The following is a 23,403-nucleotide window of genomic DNA, read 5'->3' as shown; positions in this document are numbered from 1 at the left end:
CTTTCCCCCCACAATGATAGACTACGAAGTGTACGTCGACCGCCTCGGCGGGTTCATCGTCGAGAACCCCGGGAGAGTCGTGGCGCTGTTCTTCGTGCTGACGCTCGTCTTCGGGGCCGGTCTCGGAAACATCTCGACCGACTCCGGCACCTCGCAGTTCACCGAGGACTCGCCCGCACAGGAAGCGCTCGACGACGTCAACCGGGAGTTCTCACCCGCGTTCGAGACGAGTTCGGGGAGCACCCAACTCATCCAACGGGACGATAACGTCCTCTCGAAACCGGCGATGCTCGACATGTTGCGGCTCCAAGAGCGCATCTTGAGCCGCCCCGACCTCCGGGCGACCTCCACGTCGAGCGTCGCGTCCACGGTCGCCCAGACGCTCGACCCGTCGGCGACGACCATCGACGAACAGATAGGCGCGCTCGAATCGGCCTCGCCGAGCGAGGTCCGCGCCGCGGCCAAGCAGGCGACCGCGAGCCCGCAGGTCTCGTCGCTCCTGAGCGATGACTTCAACCGCCAGTCCGTCGAGGCCTCCTCGACTATCGGCGTCGTGAGTCACGAGGTCCCCGGCCTCTCGTCGAGCGCCGGTACCTCCGGAACCAGCCCGATGACGGGCATCCAAGAGGAGATTCAGACGATGACTTCCGTCTCGAACAGCGACATCCGCGTGTTCGGGAGCGGCATCATCTCCGGCGAGTTAGGCAACGTCATCGCCGACTCGCTCCTGCTCGTGGTTCCGGCGGCGGTGCTCCTCATCTTCGGGTTCCTCGTCGTCGCCTACCGCGACCCCATCGACCTGCTCCTCGGCGTCGTCTCCCTCGTCATCGCCGTCGTCTGGACGTTCGGCTTCATGGGCCTCGCGGGCATCGCGTTCAGCCAGATGCTCATCGCGGTGCCGCCGCTGTTGCTCGCGGTCGGTATCGACTTCGGGCTCCACGCGGTGAACCGCTACCGCGAGGAGCGCGTCAAGGACATCTCGCCGGTCCCCTCGATGCGGACCACCATCAAACAGCTCTCGGTCGCGTTCTTCATCGTCACCGGCACGACCGTCCTCGGGTTCCTCGCGAACGCCACGAGCGACCTCGCGCCCATCCGCGACTTCGGTCTCGTCGCGGCGGTCGGCATCATCTTCACGTTCCTCGTCTTCGGGGTGTTCCTCCCCGCGGCGAAGCTCTACGCGGACGAACTCCGCGAAAAGTACAACGTGCCCGAGTTCGCCTCCGACCCTCTCGGAAGCGAGGGTGGCATGCTCGCGCGGGTCCTGTCGGGCGGCGTCGTCGTCGGGCGGAAGGCCCCGCGGGCGTTTCTCGTGGTCATCCTGCTCACGACGGTCGTCGCGGGCGCGTACGGGACCGGCGTCGACACGACGTTCTCCCAGGAGGACTTCCTCCCGCCGGAGGACCAACCCGCCTACCTCCAACAGCTTCCCGAGCCGTTCAAGCCCGGCGTCTACACCGTCACGAAGGACCTGAACTACCTCGAAGACAACTTCGAGAGCACGCAGGGTGACAGCGTGACGATATACGTCGAGGGACAGTTACGACAGGACTCGTCCCTCGAGATGATTCACCGCAACGGCGAGGACCCGCCGGAGTCGTTCGTCACGGACGACCGCCGCGCGGAGGCGACGAGCATCGTCACGGTCATCCAGAGCTACGCTGAGCAGGACCCCGAATTCGCCGCGCTCGTCGCCCGGAACGACGCCGACGGTAACGGCGTCCCCGACGACAACCTCGAGACGATATACGACGAACTCCTCAGTTCGCCGGTATCGAACCAGGCGTCGTCGTACATCACGGAGGACTACCGGCAGACGCGCATCGTCTACACCGTCGAGGGCGACGCCACGCAGGACGAAATCGTCGCCGACGGGAAACTCGTCGCCGAGCGCCTCCGCATGGACGCCACGGCGACCGGGAGCACCGTCGTGTTCAAAGGCGTCTCCGACACGATCTTGCTGTCGGCCATCGAGAGCCTCACCGTCGCGCTCGCCGCGACCGCGCTGTTCTTGGTGGTCATCTACCAGCTCCTCGAAGGGCAGTGGACCCTCGGCGTGGTGAACCTCGTGCCCATCGTCGTCTCCATCGCGCTCCTCGCCGGGACGATGCGCTATCTCGGTATCCCGCTGAACGCGCTGACGGCGACGATTCTCTCCATCGCCATCGGGCTGGGTATCGACTACTCGGCCCACGTGGTCCACCGGTTCGCCGACGAGTACAACGCCGAAGGTCACGACCTCGACGAGGCGCTTCGGCTGACCGTCGGCGGGACCGGGGGCGCGCTCACCGGGAGCATGCTCACCACGACCACGGGACTCGGCGTCCTCGCCATCGCCATCACGCCCGTCCTCGGTCAGTTCGGGGTCGTGACCGCGCTGAGTATCTTCTACTCGTACCTCACCGCGCTCCTTGTCACGCCCTCGGCCATCGTCCTGTGGGAGCAGTGGACCCAGCAGGACACCGCCACCGCGGCACCAACGTCCCCCTGACGCATCGCCTTCCAACCCCCACGCTGACGCATCGCCTTCCCAAATTCAGTTTGCCCCTGCCCCGGCCCCCACGCCCGCATCGCTCGCAGACCAGCCCACACGGACGAACCGCACGCCAACCGGCCCGCGAGGAACCGCGCGTCGAACAGCCCGCGACGAATCGCACGCGACCCGCCCACGACTCCCACGACACACCACGAACGGAACCCTCATGAGCGAGAATCAATCGAGTCCACGTATGTCCGCACTCACGAAGCTCCGTCCTTGGCTCGCCGCGATACTCGGACTGATATTCACCGGGTTCGGCCACATCTACCTGCGTCGCTGGCGACGGGCCGCCATGTGGGTGCTCCTCGTTCTCGCGGTGGCCGCGCTGTTCGTTCCTTCGGGGACGCTCGAGGCGTTGGACGCCGCCGAGACGATGTCCCCCTCGGAGTTCACCTCGGTTCTCACGGAGCTGTTGCCCCTCCTCGCGGTGAGCTTTGCGAGCGTCCTCGACGCGTTCGTCATCGGCTTCCGGCAGGCCGCCGAGGCGCAGGCGCAGGCGGCGCGCTCCACCGTCGACGACGCCGACGACTCGGCGGCGGCCGTTTCCGACCCCGACTCGGACGCCGTCACGTGCCCCGAATGCGGCCGCGAGGTCGACGCCGACCTCGACTTCTGTCACTGGTGTACCACTCGCCTCGACGAACCAACTGACGACTGAGAATCCCAACGAGACACATCATGGACGACGACCGAATCGACACCGGCCGAAGCGAGACCGAGCAGGCGATTATGGACGCCACGCTCCGGGCGCTCGCGAAACACGGCTACGCTGACCTCTCGATAAAGAACATCGGCACGGAGTTCGAAAAGAGCACCTCGCTTCTGTACTACCACTACGAGAACAAAGACGAGCTGCTCCTCGCGTTCCTCGACTACATCATCGACCTGTTCGTCGAGACCATCGACCCGGAGGCCGACGACCCCGACGCCGAGCTTCGGCAGTTCGTCGAGTACGTCCTCCCCCCGGAGGGCGACCTTTCGACCTGCGAGTCGGTCCCTCCCGGCGTTCCGGAGCCGGTCGCGGACAGCGGCAGCGTCGACCCGTTCCAGCGGGCCATCTTCGAACTCCGCACGCAGACCGTCCACGACGAGCAGTACCGAGAGAAGTTCCGGCGCATGGAGACGCACATGGTCGAGACGGTCGCGACGCTCATCGCTCGGGAGATGGAGTCGGGCCACTACCGCGAGATGAACGCCGAGATGATGGCCGAGAACCTGATGGCCTTCCTCTTTCGGAGCCTGGACGTGCGCGTCACCGGGACGCGGCTCGAATCAGCGTACGCGATGCGCGACTCGGTGTACTTCCTCCTCGACAACGTGATGCCGAAAGGGAGCCACCCGGGCGAGGCCGCTGCACGCGACGCCGACGGTAACGACGCGGATTACGACGCGTAACCGGCGTCGCCACCGTACCGAACCGACTCCTCACCGCTCGTCGTTCTCGACGAAGTCGACGACCGCCTGCGCGCCCTGAAACCCGTCGGCGAGGCGGTCGACGAGTTCGCCGTCCTCGAACAGGAGGAGCGTCGGGACGCTCCGAATCGTGTACCGTTCCGCGACCGACATGTCCGTCTGCGGATTTATCATCGCGACGACCACGTCGGTCGCCTTCGCGACGTTGCCCAGCACCGGCTCGATGCTCTGACACAGCGTGCAGCCCTTGGTGTAGATGTCGAGGAGGACGCGGTCGTGTTCGGCCACGAGGGCGTCGAGCTCTTCGACGGTCTCGATTCGGACCGGCTTCGTCGCCTCAGGAGCGGACTCTGTCGAACTCATTGACCAGAATACGTAACCGTAGTTATTATGATTTTGGTGAGATTGTGTAACACCCCACAGTTCGCCGGCGAGCGACGGTGACTCGGGGTCTCACGCGAGGTCCCTTTCGTGATGTTTAAGTAATGCCCCCGTCTCGTAACGGATGCAATCGATGTAGGGGAATGTCGTCCCCGAGTCCGGAAGGGCGAAACTAACACGAACGAAGTGTTGCGGTAGCCAAGCCTGGCCCAAGGCGCTGGGTTGCTAACTCAGTGGCGTCAAGCCCCCGGGGTTCGAATCCCCGCCGCAACGCTCACAACACGACTTCCAAAGTCATGAGTGCAGAAGAACCACAGGACGGCTCTCCGGAGGAGGAAGAGGACCTCCGTTACTTCATCCGAATTGGTCAGACCGACCTTGACGGAACGAAGACGGTAGAGCGCAGTCTGACGGACATGAAGGGTATCGGCAAGCGCACAGCGCGCATCATCGCCGACGCCGCGGAAGTGAACCGAACGGCGCTGTTCGGTAAGCTTCCCGAAGACGAGATCGACTCCGTTGTCGATGTCGTCGAGAACTTCGAGGACCACGCCCCCGAGTGGATGGCAAACCGACGGAAGGACTTCTTCTCCGGTGAGACCGACCACATCACGGGTTCGGACCTCGAAGAAAAGCGGCGGCATGATATCAACCGCATGAAGATGATCAGCTCCTACAAGGGCGTTCGACATCAGCGCGGCCAGAAGGTTCGCGGCCAGCGGACGAAGTCCACTGGACGTACCGAAGGCACCATCGGTGTCAACGTCGAGGAGATCAAGGAGGCGCAGGCTGAAGAATGACGACGGGTAACAACACCAAGTTCTACGAGACCCCGAACCACCCGTTCCAGGGCGAGCGTATCGCGCAGGAATCGGACCTCCTCTCTCGGTACGGTCTCAAGAACAAGGAAGAACTCTGGCGCGCGCAGTCCGAACTGCGCAACCTCCGCCGCGAGGCGCGACGCCTCCTCGGCGAGGCCCAGGGTGACGTCGAAGAGGCCGAGTCGCTCGGTGCCGAGTTCATGGCGCGCATGCGCCGCTACGGCATCCTCTCTGCGGAGGACGACATCTCCCAGACGCTGCGTCTCGACGTGACCGACATCCTCGAACGTCGGTTCCAGACGGTCGCCTACCGCAAGGGGCTCGCACAGACGCCCCAGCAGGCCCGTCAGTTCATCGTCCACGGTCACGTGGCCGTCGGCGGTGCTCGGACGACCGTCCCCTCCCGCAAGGTCGAGGTCGACGAAGAGGACACCGTGGCGTTCGACGAGACGTCGAAGCTCGCGGACGAACTGCACCCTGAGCGCGCGGAGGCCCAAGAATGAGCGAATCCGAAACCGGTGACAAGTGGGGCATCGCCCACGTTCACGCATCGTTCAACAACACGCTCATCACGGTGACTGACATCACGGGCGCCGAGACGATCGTCAAGTCGTCCGGCGGTTCCGTCGTCAAGCAGAACCGTGACGAGGCATCTCCGTACGCGGCCATGCAGATGGCAGAGAGCGTCGCCGACCAGATTAAGGCGGCCGGTATCGCCGGTCTGCACGTCCGCGTCCGCGGTCCCGGTGGCAACGGTAACAAGAGCCCCGGACCCGGCGCACAGGCAACGATTCGCGCCCTCGCTCGCGCCGGTCTCGAGATCGGTCGCATCGAGGACGTGACGCCGATTCCGCACGACGGAACTCGCGCGCCGAAAAACAGCCGACTCTAACACACCATGGTAAACGACTTCCAGGTCGAGTTCATCGAACGCGAAGACCGACGCGCCCGTTTCGTCGCGCGCGGTCTGACCCCGGCGCTAGCCAACGGCATTCGCCGGGCGATGGTCGCCGACGTGCCGACGTTCTCCATCGAAACCGTTCGGTTCGTGGAGAACACCTCGGTCATGTTCGACGAGATGATCGGGCTTCGTCTCGGTCTGGTTCCGTTGACCACGCCTCTCGACGACTTCGAGCCCGGTGACACCGTCACCGTCGCGCTCGAAGTCGACGGGCCGGCAACCGCCTACTCCGGGGACATCGAATCCGCGGACGACATGGTCGTCCCGGCGGACGAGAACATCCCCATCATCGAGCTGAAGGAGGGCCAGCGCCTCGAGTTCGAGGCCGACGCCGTCCTCGGCTACGGAAAGGACCACGCCAAGAACCAAGGCGGGGTCGCCGTCGGCTACCGACACCTCCAGCGCGTGGAGGTCGTCGGCGACGCCGGCGAGTTCGATGAACAGGAACCGAACATCCTCCGCGGCGTCATCGAAGAGGCCGCGGCGGAGCACGCCGAGGGGGACGCCGAAGACGGCGACCTCGTCGCGACGGAGACGTTCGGGAACGACCTGACGGAGCGGTACCCCGGTAAAGAGGTCGAAGTACACGACGTGCCCGGAGCGTTCGTCTTCAGTGTGGAGACGGACGGTTCGTTCGACGTCGACGAGCTCGTGACCCGCGCAGTCGCCTCCTTGGGTGACCGCGCGGCCGAGCTCGAAGAGAAGGTCGCACTGTAAGAATGAACACTGCCCCGTCTCAACACCGACGTTCGCCCGCCCCGCGAGGGGTCACGACCACCGATAGCGTGGCGTGTGACTCCCTCACGGCGGCGGGTCGGACCGAAGGTGTTTTTACGGGGCATGAAGTACAGCGGAATGCTTGCAGGGATAGCCAAGTCTGGCCAACGGCGCAGCGTTCAGGGCGCTGTCTCATAGGAGTCCGCAGGTTCAAATCCTGCTCCCTGCACTCCGCTTTCTCTCTGGAGGTAGACAATGAGTAAGACGAACCCGAGACTCAACAGTCTCATCGCCGAGCTGAAGGCGGTCTCGCGTGAGTCCGGTGCCAACGTCTGGCAGGATGTCGCGGACCGTCTCGAAAAGCCACGGCGCACCCACGCGGAAGTCAACCTTGGTCGTATCGAACGATACGCTCAGGAAGACGAGACCGTCGTCGTGCCCGGCAAGGTGCTGGGTAGCGGTGTGCTGCAGAAGAACGTCACAGTCGCGGCCGTGGACTTCTCGTCCACCGCTCGAAAGAAGATCGAGCAGGTCGGCGACACCGTGACGCTAGAACAACTCGCTGAACAGAACCCCGACGGGTCCAACGTACGGGTGATCCGATGAGCCTCGCAGAATTCGACGCAGACGTCGTTGTCGACGCTCGAAACTGCATCGTCGGCCGCGTCGCCTCGGAGGTCGCACAGCGCGCCCTCGCAGGGGAGACGGTCGCCGTCGTCAACGCTGAAGACGCCGTCATCACGGGCTCGGAACAGGACGTGATGGCCAAGTACAGAAAGCGCGTCGAAGTCGGTTCGGACCAGGGTCCGTACTACCCGAAGCGTCCCGACCGCATCTTCAAGCGTGCCATCCGCGGCATGCTTCCGTACAAGAAGCCCCGCGGCCGCGAGGCGCTCTCGAACGTCCGCGTCTACGTCGGCAATCCGTACGACGAAGACGGCGAGATGCTCGAAGACACCTCGCTGGACCGACTTTCGAACATCAAGTTCATCTCGCTCGGAGAGGTCTCCGAGAAGCTGGGTGCTAACGTCACATGGTAACGAACACGTCCGGTAAGAAGAAGACCGCAATCGCTCGCGCCACCGTGCGCGAGGGCGAAGGTCGAGTCCGAATCAACTCCCAGCCGGTCGAGCTGGTCGAGCCGGAGATGGCCCGCCTCAAGATGCTGGAACCGTTCCGCATCGCAGGCGAGGACCTCCGCTCGCAGGTCGACATCGACGTGCGCGTCAACGGCGGCGGCGTGGCCGGTCAGGCCGACGCAGTCCGCACCGCGCTCGCTCGTGGCCTGGTGCAGTACCTGAACGACGCGGAGCTTCGCGACGCGTACATGGAGTTCGACCGCTCGCTTCTGGTCAACGACGTCCGCCAGTCCGAACCCAAGAAGTGGGGCGGACCGGGCGCGCGCGCTCGTTACCAGAAGTCCTACCGCTGAGGTGATCTAACCATGATGATTCCCGTCCGGTGTTTCACCTGCGGCACAGTGATCGGCGAACACTGGGACGAGTTCAAAGCCCGTGCTCGCGAGGGAGACGAGGACCCCGCTGACGTCCTCGACGACCTCGGGGTCACCCGTGCTTGCTGCCGGCGGATGATGGTGTCGCACAAGGACCTCGTGGACGTCGTATCTCCCTACCAATGATGCAACGGTACAACCGATACGAGAAGGCACGCATCCTCGGCGCGCGAGCGCTGCAGGTCTCCTACGGTGCACCCGTACTCGTCGATTCGGAACAGACCGAACCGATATTAATCGCCGCTGAGGAGTACGACGCAGGTGTACTTCCGTTCACCGTCAAACGAGAGGGTAAGTGACAACATGACTCGAATCACATCCGTAGCTCTGCGCCGCGTGCTCGACTCCCGTGGAAACCCGACGGTCGAAGCCGACGTGCTCACCGAATCCGGTGGGTTCGGTCGCGCTGCGGCCCCGAGCGGGGCGTCCACCGGCGAGTACGAGGCAATCGAACTGCCGCCGACTGAAGCCATCGCCGCCGCGCGGCGACACGCCGTTCCCCGACTCGTGGACGAGGTCCACGCGGGCAACCAGCGTGAGGTCGACGCGACGCTCCGCGCCGCAGACGGCTCCGAGAACTTCTCGGAAATCGGCGCGAACAGTGCGGTCGCCATCTCGATGGCGGCCGCGAAGGCCGGTGCCGACGTGCTCGGTGCACCCCTGTACCAGCACCTCGGCGGCGCGTTCCGCGGCGACAACTTCCCGACGCCGCTCGGGAACGTCATCGGTGGCGGTGAACACGCCAAGGAAGCGACGAACATCCAGGAGTTCCTCGCCGCGCCCGTCGGCGCGCCGAGCGTCTCCGAAGCCGTCTTCGCCAACGCGAAGGTCCACGCCCGCGCGTCCGAGATTCTCGACGAGCGCGGCGTGCCCGCCGCGAAGGGCGACGAGGGTGCGTGGGCACCGCCGGTTTCGGACGCCGACGCGTTCGAAATCATGTCCGAAGCGGTCTCCGACGTCGAGGACGAACTCGGCTTCGAGATTCGCTTCGGCCTCGACATCGCGGCCTCGGAGATGTTCGAAGACAGCGTCTACCACTACGGTGACGAGACGAAGACGACCGACGAGCAGATCGACTACGTCGCCGAAATGGTCGACGAGTACGACCTCGTCTACGTCGAAGACCCCCTCGACGAGAACGACTACGAGGGCTTCGCGGAACTCACAGAGCGCGTGGGCGACCGCACGCTCATCTGCGGTGACGACCTGTTCGTCACCAACGTCGACCGTCTGCAGGACGGCATCGACGTGGGCGCCGCGAACTCCATCCTCATCAAGCCGAACCAGATCGGGACGCTGACCGACGCGTTCGACGCCGTCGAACTGGCCTCCCGAAACGGGATGGACGCCGTCATCTCTCACCGCTCCGGTGAGACGGAAGACGCGACCATCGCACACCTCGCCGTCGCAACCGACGCGCCGTTCATCAAGACTGGCACGGTGCAGGGCGAGCGAACCGCCAAACTGAACGAACTCATCCGCATCGCGGACGACGCAGTATGAGCGACAACGAAAACGACGCGGTGGAGGTCGCCGACGAGGAACCCGAGACGGAGACCGAAGCGGTCGCCGAGACGGAACCCGCCGAGGCCGCCACCGAAGACGAGACAGCAGAGACCGCCGAGGCGGCCGACGAAGCCGCCGAGGCCGAAGAAGCAGAGCCGGAACCGGCCTTCGACGAGGACGTTATGCCCGACGAAGACGCCGACCTGCTCATCCCGGTCGAGGACTACCTGGCCGCCGGTGTCCACATCGGTACCCAGCAGAAGACCAAGGACATGGTCCGGTTCATCCACCGTGTCCGCGACGACGGGCTCTACGTGCTCGACGTCAGCCAGACTGACTCGCGAATCCGCACCGCCGCGGACTTCCTCGCGAACTACAGTCCGGAGCAGATTCTGGTCACGTCCTCCCGCCAGTACGGTCGCTTCCCGGCCGAGAAGTTCGCCGACGCCGTCGGCGCTCGCGCCCGCACGGGCCGCTTCATCCCGGGAACCCTGACGAACCCCGACTACGCCGGCTACATCGAACCCGACGTGGTCGTCGTCACCGACCCGATCGGTGACGCGCAGGCCGTCAAGGAGGCCATCACGGTCGGCATCCCGGTCATCGCGATGTGCGACTCCAACAACCAGACGTCGAACGTCGACCTCGTCGTCCCGACGAACAACAAGGGTCGACGCGCGCTGTCGGTCGTCTACTGGCTCCTCGCCAACGAGACGCTCGACCGCCGCGGCTCCGACACGGTCTACGCCCTCGAAGACTTCGAGGCCGAACTGTAGTTCGGGACGACATTTCGATTCGACTTTTCTGACACCCGCCCGGTGAGCGGCGGCACGTTCTCTCGGTTCGATAGCGGTGCAGCGACGCCGACCCGAGAGCCGCGCGCGTCGCTCCCGCCGCAAACGGTTTTGTGCGTCGTTCCCATAGCTAACCACATGAGTAAACTCCTCCACCAGCTCACCGTGAGCGAACTCGCTGACCAGGTAGACGCGGGAGAATCGTTCACCGTGGTCGACACGCGACCGCCCGAGAGCTTCGAGTCGTGGCACATCGAGGGCTCGGTTAACGTTCCCTTCCACCCCGTCGACGGACTCGGCGGCGACTGGGATTGGGAGCGCGTCGACGACCTCGCCGAGGAAGGGCCGGTCGTCGCCATCTGCGGGAAGGGCCTGTCCTCTACGTCGTTCGGGTTCGAACTCGCGTCGCGGGGCTACGACGACGTGGAGGTCGTCAAGGGCGGCATGGAAGACTGGAGCAAACTGTACGAGGTGGTCGAACTCGACACCGGCGACGACGACCTGTTCGTCGCGCAGGTCCAGCGGCGCGCGAAGGGCTGTCTCGGCTACGTCGTCGGCTCGCGGTCGGCCCGCGAGGCGGTCGTCGTGGACGCGACGCGGCAGGTCCACGAGTTCGAACTCGTCGCCGCCGACGCCGGCATGACGGTCTCGGGTGTGCTCGACACGCACGTCCACGCCGACCACGTCTCGGGCGGCCGGGCCCTCGCCGACCGACTCGGCGTGCCGTACTACCTCGGTTCGGAGGCGGCGGACCGCGACGTTGCATACGAGTTCACCGCGCTCGACGACGGCGAGACGCTGAGCGTCGGCGACTACGGTATCGAGGCGATTCACGCGCCGGGCCACACCTCGGACATGACGAACTACCTCGTCGACGGTCGGTTCCTCCTCACCGGCGACACGCTGTTCGTCGAGTCGGTCGGCCGGACGGAACTCCAGTTCGGCGACGCCGACGCGGCGACGGGCGCGGAACTCCTCTACGAGACGCTCCACGACACGCTGTTGTCGCTTCCCGACGAGACGCGCGTCCTCCCCGGGCACGTCTCGGTCGGGGCGGACGGGCGCTACGGCGTCGCCGCGCCGGGCGAACTCGTGAGCGCGACGCTCGGCGACCTGCGCGGGGAACTCGACTTGCTGTCGATGGACGAGCAGGCGTTCGTCGACCGGGTGGCCGGAGATACGCCGGAAAAGCCCGCGAACTACGAGCGCGTCATCGCCATCAACACCGGGCGGGCCTCGGTCGGCGACGAGGAGGAGGCGACCGAACTCGAACTCGGACCGAACAACTGCGCCGCCTGAGCCGACCGTCGGACCTCGACTCGCGATTCAGGGCGATTCGGGCCGATTCGGGCCGATTCAGGGGAGTTCCACCACGCCCAGTCGCCCCTCGAACAGGTCGTGGTCGAACCACGCCATGTGGCGGTCGCTGTAGCGAATCTCGGGGCCGAGCGACAGCGAGTTCCGCGCCCGGTCGAGGTCGGTGACGCCGACGAGAAACGCGCACGGTCCCTCGCCGACCGCGTCGATGCGCGCTTCGAGCGCGCCGCCGCCGGGTTCGCACAGGGCGAGCGGCGTGCCGGGGAGGACGGCGAACTCGGAGAACGGCCCGTTGATGTCGACCGGCGAAGGGTAGCGGTGCCGTCGGGCGAACAGCGCCGCGGTCGCTTCGCGGTTGCGGGTGGCGACGACGACGGTGTGGAGTCCGCGGACGGCGGCGTTTCGCGCGGCTTTCGGGACGCGGTAGCTCCGCGGGGTGCGGTCCCGGATGAAGAAGGGGAGCCGCTGGTCCGCGCCCTCGAAGCTCATGTCCCACTCGACGAGGCGGCCGTCCGGCCGAGCGCGGGAGGCCTCGTGCGGACCGTCGACGGGAAGGCCGGCGTCGATGGCGGCCTTGGCGGTGGCGGCGGCGTCGTCGGTCTCCAGACACCACGATGCGGGGCCGGCGTCGGCCGCGAGGTGGTCCGGCCAGAAGCCGGCGTCCGCCGCGTCGGTTCCGAGCGTCGGCGCGATGAGTTCGAGGTACGACCCGTCGGGGAACGGGACGACGGCCATGTGAGTCGTTCCGGTCCCGTGTTCGCCGCCGTAGGTCGGGGTGAGACCGACCTCGTTCGCGGCCGCCCGGAGTTCGTACAGCTCGGTACCACCGAACGCGACGTGGTCGATGGTTCGGTCCATACGCCCCCCACGTTCGACTCGGTATAGTGTTTAGGGGCGTCGTGTCTGCGAATTAGAGGGTTCGTTTCGCCCGACCGAAGCGTTTTGCGTCCGGCCCGCCACGATACAGTATGAACCTCTTTCGGAGCGTCAGAGCGGTCGCGGACGCTTCGGCGACCGGCTCCGGCACCATCGACTGGGACGCCGTCGCCGAGGCCGCGAAAGCCGCGACCGACCCCGGCTCGCTCGACCTCTCGGAGGCGGAGCGAGCGGGGTACGCCGCGGACGTTCGCGACGCGCGCGACCGCCTTTCGACCGTCGCCGAGGTGGAGTTCGACGTGCCCGAAGTCGTCGAAGTCCAGAACCGACACCACTGGATAGACGCGAACGTGGCGACGTTCCGCCGGGTGATGGTCCCGTTCGAGGAACACGGCCCCGCGCTCCTTCCCGGTGTCACCCGCGCCGTCAACACCGGCTCGTTCGCCTTCGTCCTCTCGTTCCTCGGGAACAACGTCCTCGGGCAGTACGACCCGCTGCTCCTCGCCGAGGGCGACGACGACCACGGCCTGTACTTCGTCCACCCGAACATCCGCCGGGTCGCCGACAGCCTCGACGTGGACTACCCGCGGTTCCGCCGCTGGATCGCCTTCCACGAGGTGTCCCACGCCGCGGAGTTCGGCGCGGCCCCGTGGCTCTCGACGCACCTCGAATCGCGGATGCAACGCGGCGTCGACGCGCTCGTCGAAGGCGACATCGACCGCGACGCGTTCCGCGAACTCGACACGGCGATGACCGCCGTCGAGGGCTACGCGGAACTGCTGATGGACCGGGCGTTCGACGACGACTACGAGGACCTCCGCCGGAAGCTCGACGAGCGACGACAGGGCGGCGGTCCCGTCGCGAAGCTCGCGCGGCGGCTCCTCGGACTCGGCCTCAAGCGCCGGCAGTACGAACGCGGCGCTCGCTTTTTCGAGCACGTCGCCGACGAACGCGGCGTCGCGGCCGCTTCGCGAGTGTGGGACCATCCGGAGAACTTACCGACCGACGCGGAATTGGACGCGCCCGAGCGATGGATCGCACGGGTATCGCCCTGAGGAGACTGCAACTCCATCACATGCGTACCCGACACCCGAACCGTGTCCGGGTCGCGCACGCACCTTGGGTAGGACGCCGCGTTGCACCGAAGGCCCAATTCCGGTGTCCCACAGCGTCTTCCGGTGAATAACCAGGTCATTGCCCCTGCCCTGGTTACCGGCGAGAAACTGTCCTCAGAGGACAGATATATACCCTGCGATTCAGTGCCACGCGTTTAATCTGAAATATGTGTTTGTGTTCGAATTTCACAACAGACGATACGTCTAGCGTCGGTTCACCGCGGTGAACTCCTTGGCCCAGCGGCCCAGATACCACGTGAGGACCCCGCCGACGGCCACCCCGGCGAGGAGCGCGATTGCGCTCTGAACGAGCGTCGCTCCGGCTTGGACGGCGACGAGCCCGGCCGACACGCCGACCAACAGGACGAATCCGATTTTGATTCGGTTGTTGGCGAGCCGCGTCTCCTCGTCGCTCATGCTGGAACCGACCATCGTTCCTCCGAAATCGCGCCGTGGGGCGGTTTTCGCGACCGCCCGCGGAATCTATCGTCCATAGCAGTCCATTGGGTTGGGAGGGTTTGAAACCGGTGTCTCACTGGAACCCGCGGTCGACGCCGTCGGACTCGATGAGGTCGTCGAGGTCCGTGGACAGCAGTTCGTCGGCGTCGGCGAACTCGTCCGCGAGGTCGTCGAGGCGGTCGGGCCGGGCGTCGAACTCGTAGTCCATCGGGCCGAACGCCGGGCTTTCGAGCGCCTCCATCACGTCGGTGAAGAAGTCGTCGGCGGTGGTCGGCGCGTCGGCGTGGACTTTCACGGTCTCTTCGAGTCGCCGCGCCATCGATTCGGCCTGCGACTCGTCTTCGGGCGGTTGCTGGACGGCGAACCGGCCGGCGTCGTTCTCGCCGTCGTCGCCGCGCCGGCGCGGGAACAGCGGGTCGAGGTCGTCGTCGATGCGACGGGCGACGCGAGCGCCGACGCCGCGGACCTCGTAGGGGTTCTTCGCGTACGTCTTCAGTTGGTAGACACCGGCGTTCGGATGGGCGAGAAAGAGGTCCTCACCGAGGCTCCGTCGCCGGGTGCCCGCGACGGCCCGCCACGCGTCGGGGTCGCGGCCGCGGCCGTCTTCGACGACCTCCGAGAGGATGTCCTGCCAATCTCTGACGCGCATGGTTGGGCGTACCACGCGGGAGAGAAAGAGCGTGACGGTCGGGGAGAGTCGCGCACGCGAACCGCGCGGGACTCACACCCCACCGACGGCTATTTGGCCGCGCCTCACCGACGGTTCGGACGTGAACCTTCGCGGTCCGCTCGTCGAGGTCGGCGAGCCGCGTGACGTCGAAACGAAGTACGGCGAGCGGTCGCTGGCGGAGGTGACGCTCCGCCCCGAGCGCGGGACCGGAGACCCCGTGACCGTCACCCTCTGGGGGAAGTGGACCCACGCCGCCGAACACGCCGAACCGGGGATGGACCTGCTCGTCACCGACGCCGAGGAGTCCGAGTACCGCGGCGAGACGACCTATTCGACCGGCTCGGAGTCGTTCGTCGTCGTCGAACCCGACTTCCTCGTCGACGTGACCGACATCCGCTCGTGGGTGCAGTGCTCGCGGATGTACTACCTGAACAAGCTCTCGGGTATCCCGCTGAACTACCCGGTGGTGAAAGGGACCATCGTCCACGACGTGTTCGGCGACCTCCTCCGCGGCCGCGACCTCGACTCGTCCATCGACGAGCGCATCGACGAGCGCGGCCTCGAACTCGGCCTGCTCGGCCGCGAGGTCGACGAGGTCGCGGACGAGGTCCGCCGCAACGCCGCCGCCATCGAGGGCTGGCTCTCGCAGGGCGTCCTCACGGACGAAGACGAGTGGCGCTCCGAGTACACGCTCATCTCGCCGACGTTCGGCATCAAGGGCCGCGCCGACGCCCTCCGCCGAGGGTCGCCCGTCGAACTCAAGACCGGCAAGAACCTCAACCGCGACCCGCGGTTCCAGGACAAGATTCAGGCCGCCTCCTACGCGCTCATCCTCGAAGAGCGGGGCGTCCCGGTCGACACGGGGACGCTCCTCTACACGAAGAACACGACGCTCGACCGGACCGAGGAGTCCGGCGACCTCTCGCCGGCGAAGGACTTCTCCATCGGCCGCGGCCTCCTCGAGTTCGTCGTCCGCACCCGCAACGAAATCGCGGCGATGGAACACGACGCGTCGGTGCCGACCGGCTACGAGGTGAACTCGAAGTGCGAGTACTGCTTCGAGAAGGACACCTGCATGGTCGTCTCCGGCAGACTCGACCAGGAGTCGAAAGCCGGCGCAATCGGGAATCCGGTCCCCGAGGAGGAACGCGACTACTTCGACCGCTTCTACCGCGCCGTCGAGGAGGAGCGACGAGCGGTCCACAAGGAGTACCGCAAACTCTGGGACCAGAGCGCCGAGGAGCGCGCCGACGACGACCGGGCGCTCATCGGCCTCGAACCCATCGGCCAGACCGAGCGCCCCGACGGCACGTGGGAACTCCGGGCGAAGCAGACCGACGACGCGGTGTCGAAACTCCGCGCCGGCGACGTGGCGCTCGCCAGCGACGGCCACCCCGTCGAGGGGCACGCCGAACTCGCGCGCATCGTCGAACTCGGCGACGAAATCGTCGTCACGACCGACGAACCCGTCCCGCTCCGCCGCCTCGACGTGTACCCCTCCGAACTCACCGTCGACCGCCTGCTCACCGCGCTCCACGACGCGGTGCTCAAGGGCTCGCCCGACCGCAAGGACGTGCTGTTCGACCGCCGTGACCCCGACTTTTCGGACCGCTCTGCGGGCCGCACGTTCATCGACAACAACGACGCGCAGGACGACGCGGTCCGCCTCGCCGTCGACGCCGACGACCTCGCGCTCATCCACGGGCCGCCGGGGACGGGCAAGACCTACACCATCGCCCGGACCATCCGCGCGCTCGTCGAGGACGGCAACCGCGTCTTGCTCTCGGCCTTCACGAACCGCGCGGTCGACAACGCGCTGGAGGCCCTGCGCGACCAAGGATTCGAAGATATCGTCCGCGTCGGCACCGAATCCGGCGTCCGCGAGGACATGCAGGACGTTCGGCTCTCCCGGAGCGGCGACCCGAACGCGCTCGCCGCCGCTCTCCACGACGCGCCGGTCGTCGCCGCGACCACCGCCTCCTGCGGGTCGCGCGTGATGCGCGAGCAGTCGTTCGACGTGGCGCTCGTCGACGAGGCGTCGCAGATAACCGAACCGGGCACGCTCGCCGCCGTCAACCTCGCAGACCGGTTCGTCCTCGTCGGCGACCACAAACAGCTTCCGCCGGTCGTCCGCGCCGAAAACGACCTCCAGAAATCGCTGTTCCAGCGACTCATCGAGACGTACCCGGACGCCTCGGTCATGCTCGACCGCCAGTACCGCATGTCCCAGCGGATTCAGGCCTTCGCCTCCAAGGAGTTCTACGACGGCGCGCTCCGCCCGGCCACGGGCGCTGTCGCGTCTCAGCACCTCCGCGACCTCGGCGTCGACACCGCGGACCTCCCCGCGGAACTTGCGGACCAAGTCGCCTTCGTCGACCCCGACGGCCGGCGCGTCGGCAACACGAACCCCATCGAAGCCGACCGCGTGGCGGAGGTCGTCGCCGCCTACGAGGCCGCCGGCGTCGACGCCGACGACATCGGCGTCATCGCGCCGTTCCGGGCGCAGGTCGCAGAAATCTCCCGCAGAACCAACGCGACCGTCGACACGGTCGACCGGTTCCAGGGCTCCTCGAAGGAGGTCATCGTCGTCTCCTTCGTCGCCACCGGCGACTTGGACGGCCCGCTGTTCGAGGACCACCGCCGCATCAACGTCGCCCTGACGCGGGCGAAGAAGGCGCTGTGTCTCGTCGGCGACGCCGACGCGCTCGAATCCGACCCGTTCTACGACCGGATGCTCGCGTGGGCGCGCCGGTAGGTCGTCTCGGCGGCGCACCGACCGTCGGCCCGCCGCCCCGCCGACTCGCCGACCCGTCGCCCGTCAGTCCACGTCGATGCCGAGGTCCGCCTCGTCGTCGCCGATTTCGGCCTTGACGCGCTCGTGGAACTCCCGGAGCGCCGCGCTCTCGTCTTCGGCGAGGACCACGTCGCTCGCGGTCAGCGTGGCGAGGCCGAACGCCCGCGGCGTCGGCGACGAGACCTGGTGGCCGACCACGTCCACGTCGCCCGTTTGAATCGCCGCAACCGCGTCCTCGATGGCGGCGAGGTTGAGTTTGTCTTCGAGGATCTCACGGTAGGTCTCTTCTATCACGGCGAACTCGTCGAGGTCCTGTGCGAACGACAGCAGCATCTCCGAGGAGACCTGCTGTTGGGCGGCGGACTTCTCGTAGCCCTTGTAGCGCTTGAGAATCATGAGCGAGCGCGTCGCGTTGATGCGGAAGTAGCGCTTCAGGAGGTCGGTCCCGTCGAGGGCGGCCCGCAGGTCGGCTTCGACTTCCTCGGGTGTCAGGTCGCGGAGGACGCCCGCGAGGTCGACTTTGCGGTTGAGCGGCATCGAGAGCGAAAAGCCGTTGTCGGCGACGGCGACCTGCACGTTCGCGTTCGTCCGGCGGGCCGCGTGGTACGCGAGGAGCCGCGAGAGGCCGTCGTTGAACCGCCGGCCGTAGGTGCAGTGGACGTAGAAGTGCCGGCGGTAGGTGTCGCGGTCGAGTTCGGTCTCCACGACGAGTCTGTCCGGAGTCGCCACGCTCTCGGGGCCGGCGTACCTGACCTGCTCGTCGAACATCCGCGTGACGGCGCGGACGCTGTTCTCGTCGAGCGGGAACTCCCGGAGCCACGACCTGACGGCGGGCGCGCCGCCGGCGTCGAGTCGGTCCACGAGGTCGGCCTGGAACGCCGCGAGTTCGCGGCCGAGGTCGTACGAAAGCGGCAGGCGCTCGGAGAACCACGAGGGGACCGTCGGGCGCTGTGCGGTGCGGTCGACGTACACCTTCGACCCGCGGCGGTAGCGGTACGCGAAGTGGTCGCCGCCGAGGACGAACACGTCGCCTTTCTCCAGCGTGTCGAGGTAACCCTCGTCGAGCGTGCCGACCCACTGGTCGGCCCCGCGGACCAACACGTCGCAGGTAAACGAGTCCGGAATCGTGCCGATGTTGGTCATGTAGATGACGCGGGCCATCCGACCGCGCTTGCCGATGAGGTGCTCGCCGACGGGGTACTCCTCGTAGTGGTGTTCGCCGTCCGGCGGGTCGTTGGTGTCGCGCCAGATTTTCGCGTAGACGTTCTTGTCTTCGAGACCGTCGTAGTCGGCGGTGAGATAGCGGAACAGGCGCTCGAAGTCGTCGTCCGAGAAGTTCCGATACGGGTAGGCCCGCCGGAGCGTCTCCCGCAGTTCCGACTCGGGGCGAATCGCGTTGATGGCCATCCCGTACACCTGCTGGGCGGCCACGTCGAAGGCGTTCTCGGGGATGAACACCCGGTCGACGAAGCCAGACTCGGCCTTCGAGAGCATCACCGCGCACTCGACGAGTTCGTCCCTGTCGAGGGCGATGACGCGCCCTTCGACCGTCTGGCCGAGCTGGTGGCCGGCCCGACCGACCCGCTGGAGGAGCGCGGCGACGGATTTGGGTGAGCCGACCTGCACGACGAGGTCGATGTGGGGCATGTCGATGCCGAGTTCGAGGCTCGTAGAAGTTGTGACGACGCGTAACTCGCCGGCTTTCAGCTTCGACTCTATCTCCTGTCTGCGCTCTTTCGAGAGGCTCCCGTGGTGACAGCCGGAGTTCGACTCGTCGATGTCGTCGAACCCCTCGCGGAGGTTGTGGAGGACGCGCTCCGCGCCCGACCGCGTGTTGGTGAACACGAGCGTGTTCGTGTGCGAGGCGACGAGGTCGTGCAGGCGGTCGTAAAACCGGCTCTGGACCTCGCTTCGGGGCGTCCGAATCAGGTCGTCGGTCGGACACTCCAGCTGCACGTCGAAGTCGCGGACGAACCGCGTGTCGACGAGTTCGTAGTCGCGGGGCTCGCCGTCCTCGCGGCCGACGAGGAACTCCGCGACCGTGTCGAGCGGTTCGACGGTGGCCGAACAGCCGATGCGCGTCGGCGACGACTCGGCGAGGTCCTCCAGCCGCTCTAACGACACCGACAGATGAGTGCCGCGTTTGTTCTCCGCGAGGCTGTGAATCTCGTCGACGACGACGTACTCGACGGTTCGGAGCTTCTCTTTGAACTTCGGCGAGTTGAGCAGAATCGCCAGCGTCTCGGGCGTCGTGTTGAGGATGTGCGGCGTCTCCGAGAGCATCTTCTGGCGGTCCGCCGAGGAGGTGTCGCCGTGGCGGATGGCGTGTCTGATGTCGACCGTCTCGCCGCGGTCGGCGGCGATGTCGGCGATGCCCTCTAACGGCTCGGTCAGGTTCCGGTGGATGTCGTTGGCGAGCGACTTCAGCGGCGAGACGTAGAGGCAGTACACCGAGTTGTCGAGGCCGTCGGGCGACTCGCGCTCCCGGCGGAACAGCTCGTTGATGATGGCCGTGAAGGAGGCGAGGGTCTTGCCCGACCCCGTCGGCGCGCAGATGAGGGCGTTGTCGCCGTCGTGGATGCGCGGGATGGCCCCGCGCTGGGGCGGGGTGAAAAAGCCGCCGTTGCCGGGGACGAACTCCCCGAACCGGTCGACCCACCACTCCTGGACGGCGGGCTCCAACAGGTCGAGGACGTCCTCGTCGGCGACCGTCACCGACTCGGGGTCGAACTCGTAGTCGCCGCCTCTCGACGCGAGAAGCGAGCGGCCGCGCCGGGTCATTACCTCGGGGTTAGCCTGCGCGGGTATGAGGGTTGTGCCCGCGGCCGAGCCAGCGGGCGCAAGGACTAACGCCGCCGCCGTGGTATCTCGGCGCATGCGCGTCACGTTCCTCGGAACCGGTAGTGCGATGCCCGTCACCGGCCGCGCCCAGACCGGGCTCCTCCTCGAATCGGACAGCAACGCCCTCCTCGTGGACTGCGGGTCGGGCGTCCTCGCCCGACTCGCGGAGACGGAGGTCGGCTACGAGGGCGTCTCGTCTGTCCTCCTCACGCACCACCACCTCGACCACGTGTCGGACCTGATGGCGCTCGTGAAAGCCCGGTGGCTCGCCGGACAGGACCGACTCGAAATCGTCGGCCCCGAGGGAACCGAGGACCTCGTCGAGGGGCTGTTCGACGTTCACGACTACCTAAAGGGACGCCTCGACGTGCAGGTTCGGGAGGTCGGGCCGACCGAGTTCGGCGTCGCCGGCTTCGACGTGATGGGGTTCGAGGTCCGCCACTCGATGCCGACGCTCGCCTACCGCTTCAGCAACGAGCGGGGCGAGGCCGACTTCGTCTTCTCGGGGGACACAGAGGCGTTCTCCGCCCTCGGCGACTTCGCCGACGGCGCGAGCGTCCTCGCGCACGACTGCTCGTTCCCGGACGACGTGGACGTGTCGAACCATCCGACGCCGTCGCAGGTGGGCGAGGCGCTCGCCGGCTGGGACATCGATTCGGTCTACCTGACGCACCTCTACCCGCACGCCGACCGCGTCACCGACGACCTCCGAGCGAGCGTGAGCGAACGGTTCGACGGCGAGGTTCGGGTCGCAAAAGACGGCTTGGTCGTCGAACTCTGAGTTCGAGTCCGACTATTCTCCGCGGATGACGGTCCCGGGCGACTCGCCGGCGACGAACGCCGACAGCCCCTCGGGGCCGAAGACGTGCGCCGGCGCGCCGAGCGCGAGCAGTTTTCTGACCTTCGCGGCCATGCCGCCGGTCACGTCGGTCGACTCCGACCCGCCGAGCGCGTCGGCCGCGTCCGCGAACGCCGTAATCTCGGGAATCACGTCGCCGCCGGCGTCGAGGACGCCGGGGACGGTCGAACAGAGCCCGACGCGGTCCGCGCCGAGTCCGGACGCGAGCGACACCACGAGGTCGTCGCCGCTGACGATGGTCGCGCCCTTGCCCGCGTGCGCGATGACATCTCCGTGGAGGACCGGGACGAAGCCCTCGTCGAGCATCGTCTCGGTCGCCGCGAGGGGAAGCGACAGCGAGCCGTCGGCCTCGCGCGCGCCGGCCGAGAGCGGATGGACCGGCAGGGCCGAGACGCCGCGGTCCGCGAGGGCGTCGAGGACGGCGTCGTTGAGTCGCTTCATCGCGTCGTGGATGGCGCGCACGCCGCGGGCGTCGTGGCTTCCGGACTCCGAGGAGACGCCGTGTTCGGCGGCGTGGTGGTGGCCGAAGCTCCCGCCGCCGTGGACGACGACGATGCGGCCCGACTCGGCGAGGGTCGCGACCGCGTCCGCCGCGGCCGCCAGTCCCTCCTCGTCCACCGTCTCCGGTTCGTCCTTGTCGGTGACGACGCTCCCGCCGAGTTTGAGGACGACGAGACTCACGCCGAGTCCTCCCCGTCTCCGTCGCGCTCGGGGTCCGTTTCTGCCTCTGCTTCCGCGTCCGCTTCGGGCGGGACCTCGACTCTGACGCCCTCGGTGGCGAGTTCGGCGCGGAAGGCGTCCTCGCAACCGGGGGTGAACCGGAGCGCGGTCTGGGTCTCGGGCGTCGGGTCGAGAGAGACGATACAGCCGCCGCCGCCCGCGCCGGTCAGTTTCGCGCCGTACGCGCCGGCCTCGCGGGCGGCCCACACCATCGAGTCGAGCGAGCGCGAGGAGACGCCGAGGGCTTCGAGCAGGCCGTGGTTGAAGTTCATGAAGCGGCCGAGTTCCGAGAGGAGCTCCTCGGGCGGTTCGTCGGCGTCGGGGTCCGACTCGGCCAGCAGTTCCTCGCCCCGGCGGACGATGTCGCCGACGGTCGAGACCGTGTCGGCGGCGAAGTCGTACTCCTCGCGGAGCGCGCGGACGCCGGAGACGAGCGCGCCGGTGTCGCCCGCACCGCCGTCGAAGCCGATGACGAACGGGAGGGGCGGCGCGTCGATGGTCCGGCAGTCGTCGCCCTCGACGCGGACGGCCCCGCCCATCGCGGAACAGAAGGTGTCGGCGCGGGAGGCCTGTCCGTCCTGGACCTCGTGTTCGGCGCGGTAGGCGCGTTCTGCGATTTCGCGGGGCGCGAGTTCGACGCCGAGTTCGCGGGTCGCGGCGTCGATGCCGGCGACGACGACCGCCGCGGAGGAGCCGAGGCCGGCCCCGAGCGGGATGTCGCTTTCGACGGTGATGTCGAAGCCGGCGTCGGGCGCGTCGGCGGCCTCGCGGGCCTGGTCGACCGCGGCGTCGATGTAACCCATCGCGGCCTCCACGAGCGGTGCCGGAACGTCCACGTCGGGCCGGTCGCCGGTCGAGCCGCGGTACTCGACGGTGAAGCCGTTGAGACTCAGGTCCTCGGCGCGGACGCGGACGTGGTCGTCGTCGCGAGCGGCGACGGTGACGGTCGCCCGGCGCTCGACCGCGCAGGGGACCGCCGGTTCGCCGTAGACGACTGCGTGCTCCCCGAACAGGTACACCTTGCCGGGAGCGCTCGAAACGGTCATACCCCGGAGTTGCTACGGGATTCGCTTAAGGGTATCCGACCGCGGCCGAACCCGGCGGTGG

At 67.1% G+C, this 23,403-nt stretch carries 25 protein-coding genes and 2 tRNA genes; 20 read left to right on the top strand and 7 right to left on the bottom strand.

Annotated elements, in window-relative coordinates; all coding sequences use genetic code 11:
- Positions 1-13 precede the first annotated feature (13 nt).
- The 3 genes from DEQ92_RS18030 to DEQ92_RS18020 all read left to right on the top strand — a co-directional run bounded on the left by DEQ92_RS18030 (position 14) and on the right by DEQ92_RS18020 (position 3,934).
- A complete protein-coding gene (locus tag DEQ92_RS18030) occupies positions 14-2,491 on the top strand; it encodes an RND family transporter (protein ID WP_115821189.1) in 2,478 nt (825 codons plus the stop codon).
- A 238-nt stretch (positions 2,492-2,729) separates the two neighbouring features.
- The gene (locus DEQ92_RS18025) at positions 2,730-3,197 is read left to right on the top strand and encodes a zinc ribbon domain-containing protein (RefSeq protein WP_115805000.1); all 468 of its coding nucleotides are present in this window, start codon (positions 2,730-2,732) and stop codon (positions 3,195-3,197) included.
- A gap of 20 nt (positions 3,198-3,217) precedes the next feature.
- Positions 3,218-3,934: a TetR/AcrR family transcriptional regulator gene (locus DEQ92_RS18020; protein ID WP_115805001.1), complete on the top strand. Its 717-nt coding sequence runs from the start codon at positions 3,218-3,220 to the stop codon at positions 3,932-3,934.
- 30 nt (positions 3,935-3,964) lie between these two features.
- On the opposite strand, the gene DEQ92_RS18015 is transcribed toward DEQ92_RS18020, so the two are convergent.
- Complete coding sequence (locus DEQ92_RS18015; RefSeq protein WP_050459779.1) at positions 3,965-4,315, bottom strand: co-chaperone YbbN; 351 nt, start codon at positions 4,313-4,315, stop codon at positions 3,965-3,967.
- A 206-nt stretch (positions 4,316-4,521) separates the two neighbouring features.
- Between DEQ92_RS18015 and DEQ92_RS18010 the strand changes: the two genes are divergently transcribed.
- From DEQ92_RS18010 to DEQ92_RS17945, 14 genes are all read left to right on the top strand, one after another.
- A tRNA-Ser gene (locus tag DEQ92_RS18010) sits at positions 4,522-4,606 on the top strand.
- 23 nt (positions 4,607-4,629) lie between these two features.
- Positions 4,630-5,133, top strand: coding sequence for a 30S ribosomal protein S13 (locus DEQ92_RS18005; protein ID WP_004969358.1), 504 nt, complete (start codon positions 4,630-4,632; stop codon positions 5,131-5,133).
- Positions 5,130-5,657 (top strand): 30S ribosomal protein S4, encoded by a 528-nt coding sequence (locus tag DEQ92_RS18000; RefSeq protein WP_004974516.1) that lies wholly within the window; start codon positions 5,130-5,132, stop codon positions 5,655-5,657. Before DEQ92_RS18005 ends, DEQ92_RS18000 begins: the two co-directional genes overlap by 4 nt.
- The gene (locus DEQ92_RS17995) at positions 5,654-6,046 is read left to right on the top strand and encodes a 30S ribosomal protein S11 (protein WP_004043027.1); all 393 of its coding nucleotides are present in this window, start codon (positions 5,654-5,656) and stop codon (positions 6,044-6,046) included. Before DEQ92_RS18000 ends, DEQ92_RS17995 begins: the two co-directional genes overlap by 4 nt.
- Before the next feature lie 6 nt (positions 6,047-6,052).
- A complete protein-coding gene (locus DEQ92_RS17990) occupies positions 6,053-6,832 on the top strand; it encodes a DNA-directed RNA polymerase subunit D (RefSeq protein ID WP_004974519.1) in 780 nt (259 codons plus the stop codon).
- A gap of 144 nt (positions 6,833-6,976) precedes the next feature.
- Positions 6,977-7,061 (top strand) — tRNA-Leu (locus tag DEQ92_RS17985).
- Between the two features lie 26 nt (positions 7,062-7,087).
- Positions 7,088-7,438: a 50S ribosomal protein L18e gene (locus DEQ92_RS17980; RefSeq protein ID WP_004043025.1), complete on the top strand. Its 351-nt coding sequence runs from the start codon at positions 7,088-7,090 to the stop codon at positions 7,436-7,438.
- Entirely contained in the window at positions 7,435-7,872 is a 438-nt protein-coding gene (locus tag DEQ92_RS17975) for a 50S ribosomal protein L13 (RefSeq protein WP_004974520.1), read from the top strand. The genes DEQ92_RS17980 and DEQ92_RS17975 overlap by 4 nt, the downstream gene beginning before the upstream one ends.
- A complete protein-coding gene (locus DEQ92_RS17970; protein WP_004043023.1) occupies positions 7,866-8,264 on the top strand; it encodes a 30S ribosomal protein S9 in 399 nt (132 codons plus the stop codon). The genes DEQ92_RS17975 and DEQ92_RS17970 overlap by 7 nt, the downstream gene beginning before the upstream one ends.
- Positions 8,265-8,276: 12 nt before the next feature.
- Entirely contained in the window at positions 8,277-8,471 is a 195-nt protein-coding gene (locus DEQ92_RS17965; protein WP_004061330.1) for a DNA-directed RNA polymerase subunit N, read from the top strand.
- Entirely contained in the window at positions 8,468-8,644 is a 177-nt protein-coding gene (locus DEQ92_RS17960) for a DNA-directed RNA polymerase subunit K (protein ID WP_004043021.1), read from the top strand. Before DEQ92_RS17965 ends, DEQ92_RS17960 begins: the two co-directional genes overlap by 4 nt.
- Before the next feature lie 4 nt (positions 8,645-8,648).
- A complete protein-coding gene (gene eno, locus DEQ92_RS17955) occupies positions 8,649-9,848 on the top strand; it encodes a phosphopyruvate hydratase (protein ID WP_115821188.1) in 1,200 nt (399 codons plus the stop codon).
- Positions 9,845-10,627, top strand: a complete 783-nt coding sequence (gene rpsB / locus DEQ92_RS17950; RefSeq protein ID WP_004974538.1) for a 30S ribosomal protein S2 — start codon at positions 9,845-9,847, stop codon at positions 10,625-10,627. The genes eno and rpsB overlap by 4 nt, the downstream gene beginning before the upstream one ends.
- A 156-nt stretch (positions 10,628-10,783) precedes the next feature.
- The gene (locus tag DEQ92_RS17945) at positions 10,784-11,944 is read left to right on the top strand and encodes a rhodanese-like domain-containing protein (RefSeq protein WP_115821187.1); all 1,161 of its coding nucleotides are present in this window, start codon (positions 10,784-10,786) and stop codon (positions 11,942-11,944) included.
- Positions 11,945-12,001: 57 nt separating this feature from the next.
- Here DEQ92_RS17945 and DEQ92_RS17940 read toward each other — a convergent pair whose 3' ends face one another.
- Positions 12,002-12,820 (bottom strand): VOC family protein, encoded by an 819-nt coding sequence (locus DEQ92_RS17940; protein ID WP_004974542.1) that lies wholly within the window; start codon positions 12,818-12,820, stop codon positions 12,002-12,004.
- A 110-nt stretch (positions 12,821-12,930) separates the two neighbouring features.
- On the opposite strand from DEQ92_RS17940, the gene DEQ92_RS17935 reads away from it, so the two are divergent.
- A complete protein-coding gene (locus tag DEQ92_RS17935) occupies positions 12,931-13,893 on the top strand; it encodes a zinc-dependent metalloprotease (RefSeq protein WP_004974543.1) in 963 nt (320 codons plus the stop codon).
- 264 nt (positions 13,894-14,157) lie between these two features.
- Here the strand turns inward: DEQ92_RS17935 and DEQ92_RS17930 are convergent, their stop codons facing one another.
- Both DEQ92_RS17930 and DEQ92_RS17925 read right to left on the bottom strand, forming a co-directional pair.
- The gene (locus DEQ92_RS17930) at positions 14,158-14,385 is read right to left on the bottom strand and encodes a hypothetical protein (protein WP_004974550.1); all 228 of its coding nucleotides are present in this window, start codon (positions 14,383-14,385) and stop codon (positions 14,158-14,160) included.
- A gap of 100 nt (positions 14,386-14,485) precedes the next feature.
- The gene (locus DEQ92_RS17925; RefSeq protein WP_050459777.1) at positions 14,486-15,061 is read right to left on the bottom strand and encodes a hypothetical protein; all 576 of its coding nucleotides are present in this window, start codon (positions 15,059-15,061) and stop codon (positions 14,486-14,488) included.
- A 121-nt stretch (positions 15,062-15,182) separates the two neighbouring features.
- Between DEQ92_RS17925 and DEQ92_RS17920 the strand changes: the two genes are divergently transcribed.
- On the top strand, positions 15,183-17,837 hold the full coding sequence (locus DEQ92_RS17920) for an ATP-dependent helicase (RefSeq protein ID WP_115805004.1): 2,655 nt from the start codon (positions 15,183-15,185) through the stop codon (positions 17,835-17,837).
- A gap of 63 nt (positions 17,838-17,900) precedes the next feature.
- Here the strand turns inward: DEQ92_RS17920 and DEQ92_RS17915 are convergent, their stop codons facing one another.
- Entirely contained in the window at positions 17,901-20,657 is a 2,757-nt protein-coding gene (locus DEQ92_RS17915) for an ATP-dependent helicase (protein ID WP_115805005.1), read from the bottom strand.
- 94 nt (positions 20,658-20,751) lie between these two features.
- Here DEQ92_RS17915 and DEQ92_RS17910 point away from each other — a divergent pair, with 94 nt between their 5' ends.
- Positions 20,752-21,498, top strand: a complete 747-nt coding sequence (locus tag DEQ92_RS17910; protein WP_004974559.1) for an MBL fold metallo-hydrolase — start codon at positions 20,752-20,754, stop codon at positions 21,496-21,498.
- 12 nt (positions 21,499-21,510) lie between these two features.
- Here DEQ92_RS17910 and DEQ92_RS17905 read toward each other — a convergent pair whose 3' ends face one another.
- Both DEQ92_RS17905 and mvk read right to left on the bottom strand, forming a co-directional pair.
- A complete protein-coding gene (locus tag DEQ92_RS17905) occupies positions 21,511-22,257 on the bottom strand; it encodes an isopentenyl phosphate kinase (protein ID WP_115805006.1) in 747 nt (248 codons plus the stop codon).
- The gene (gene mvk, locus DEQ92_RS17900; RefSeq protein WP_115805007.1) at positions 22,254-23,342 is read right to left on the bottom strand and encodes a mevalonate kinase; all 1,089 of its coding nucleotides are present in this window, start codon (positions 23,340-23,342) and stop codon (positions 22,254-22,256) included. The genes DEQ92_RS17905 and mvk overlap by 4 nt, the downstream gene beginning before the upstream one ends.
- Positions 23,343-23,403 lie beyond the last annotated feature (61 nt).

This window comes from Haloferax sp. Atlit-6N, assembly GCF_003383195.1.
In the GTDB taxonomy this organism is placed as follows: Archaea; Halobacteriota; Halobacteria; order Halobacteriales; family Haloferacaceae; genus Haloferax; species Haloferax gibbonsii.
This window is presented reverse-complemented; position numbering and strand designations above follow the sequence as displayed.

What these genes read in the sequence shown, in the direction of transcription:
- DEQ92_RS18030 (WP_115821189.1), top strand. Translation starts at nt 14, where the DNA reads ATGATAGACTACGAAGTGTACGTCGACCGCCTCGGCGGGTTCATCGTC.
- DEQ92_RS18025 (WP_115805000.1), top strand. Translation starts at nt 2,730, where the DNA reads ATGTCCGCACTCACGAAGCTCCGTCCTTGGCTCGCCGCGATACTCGGA.
- DEQ92_RS18020 (WP_115805001.1), top strand. Translation starts at nt 3,218, where the DNA reads ATGGACGACGACCGAATCGACACCGGCCGAAGCGAGACCGAGCAGGCG.
- DEQ92_RS18015 (WP_050459779.1), bottom strand. Translation starts at nt 4,315, where the DNA reads ATGAGTTCGACAGAGTCCGCTCCTGAGGCGACGAAGCCGGTCCGAATC.
- DEQ92_RS18005 (WP_004969358.1), top strand. Translation starts at nt 4,630, where the DNA reads ATGAGTGCAGAAGAACCACAGGACGGCTCTCCGGAGGAGGAAGAGGAC.
- DEQ92_RS18000 (WP_004974516.1), top strand. Translation starts at nt 5,130, where the DNA reads ATGACGACGGGTAACAACACCAAGTTCTACGAGACCCCGAACCACCCG.
- DEQ92_RS17995 (WP_004043027.1), top strand. Translation starts at nt 5,654, where the DNA reads ATGAGCGAATCCGAAACCGGTGACAAGTGGGGCATCGCCCACGTTCAC.
- DEQ92_RS17990 (WP_004974519.1), top strand. Translation starts at nt 6,053, where the DNA reads ATGGTAAACGACTTCCAGGTCGAGTTCATCGAACGCGAAGACCGACGC.
- DEQ92_RS17980 (WP_004043025.1), top strand. Translation starts at nt 7,088, where the DNA reads ATGAGTAAGACGAACCCGAGACTCAACAGTCTCATCGCCGAGCTGAAG.
- DEQ92_RS17975 (WP_004974520.1), top strand. Translation starts at nt 7,435, where the DNA reads ATGAGCCTCGCAGAATTCGACGCAGACGTCGTTGTCGACGCTCGAAAC.
- DEQ92_RS17970 (WP_004043023.1), top strand. Translation starts at nt 7,866, where the DNA reads ATGGTAACGAACACGTCCGGTAAGAAGAAGACCGCAATCGCTCGCGCC.
- DEQ92_RS17965 (WP_004061330.1), top strand. Translation starts at nt 8,277, where the DNA reads ATGATGATTCCCGTCCGGTGTTTCACCTGCGGCACAGTGATCGGCGAA.
- DEQ92_RS17960 (WP_004043021.1), top strand. Translation starts at nt 8,468, where the DNA reads ATGATGCAACGGTACAACCGATACGAGAAGGCACGCATCCTCGGCGCG.
- eno (WP_115821188.1), top strand. Translation starts at nt 8,649, where the DNA reads ATGACTCGAATCACATCCGTAGCTCTGCGCCGCGTGCTCGACTCCCGT.
- rpsB (WP_004974538.1), top strand. Translation starts at nt 9,845, where the DNA reads ATGAGCGACAACGAAAACGACGCGGTGGAGGTCGCCGACGAGGAACCC.
- DEQ92_RS17945 (WP_115821187.1), top strand. Translation starts at nt 10,784, where the DNA reads ATGAGTAAACTCCTCCACCAGCTCACCGTGAGCGAACTCGCTGACCAG.
- DEQ92_RS17940 (WP_004974542.1), bottom strand. Translation starts at nt 12,820, where the DNA reads ATGGACCGAACCATCGACCACGTCGCGTTCGGTGGTACCGAGCTGTAC.
- DEQ92_RS17935 (WP_004974543.1), top strand. Translation starts at nt 12,931, where the DNA reads ATGAACCTCTTTCGGAGCGTCAGAGCGGTCGCGGACGCTTCGGCGACC.
- DEQ92_RS17930 (WP_004974550.1), bottom strand. Translation starts at nt 14,385, where the DNA reads ATGGTCGGTTCCAGCATGAGCGACGAGGAGACGCGGCTCGCCAACAAC.
- DEQ92_RS17925 (WP_050459777.1), bottom strand. Translation starts at nt 15,061, where the DNA reads ATGCGCGTCAGAGATTGGCAGGACATCCTCTCGGAGGTCGTCGAAGAC.
- DEQ92_RS17915 (WP_115805005.1), bottom strand. Translation starts at nt 20,657, where the DNA reads ATGACCCGGCGCGGCCGCTCGCTTCTCGCGTCGAGAGGCGGCGACTAC.
- DEQ92_RS17910 (WP_004974559.1), top strand. Translation starts at nt 20,752, where the DNA reads ATGCGCGTCACGTTCCTCGGAACCGGTAGTGCGATGCCCGTCACCGGC.
- mvk (WP_115805007.1), bottom strand. Translation starts at nt 23,342, where the DNA reads ATGACCGTTTCGAGCGCTCCCGGCAAGGTGTACCTGTTCGGGGAGCAC.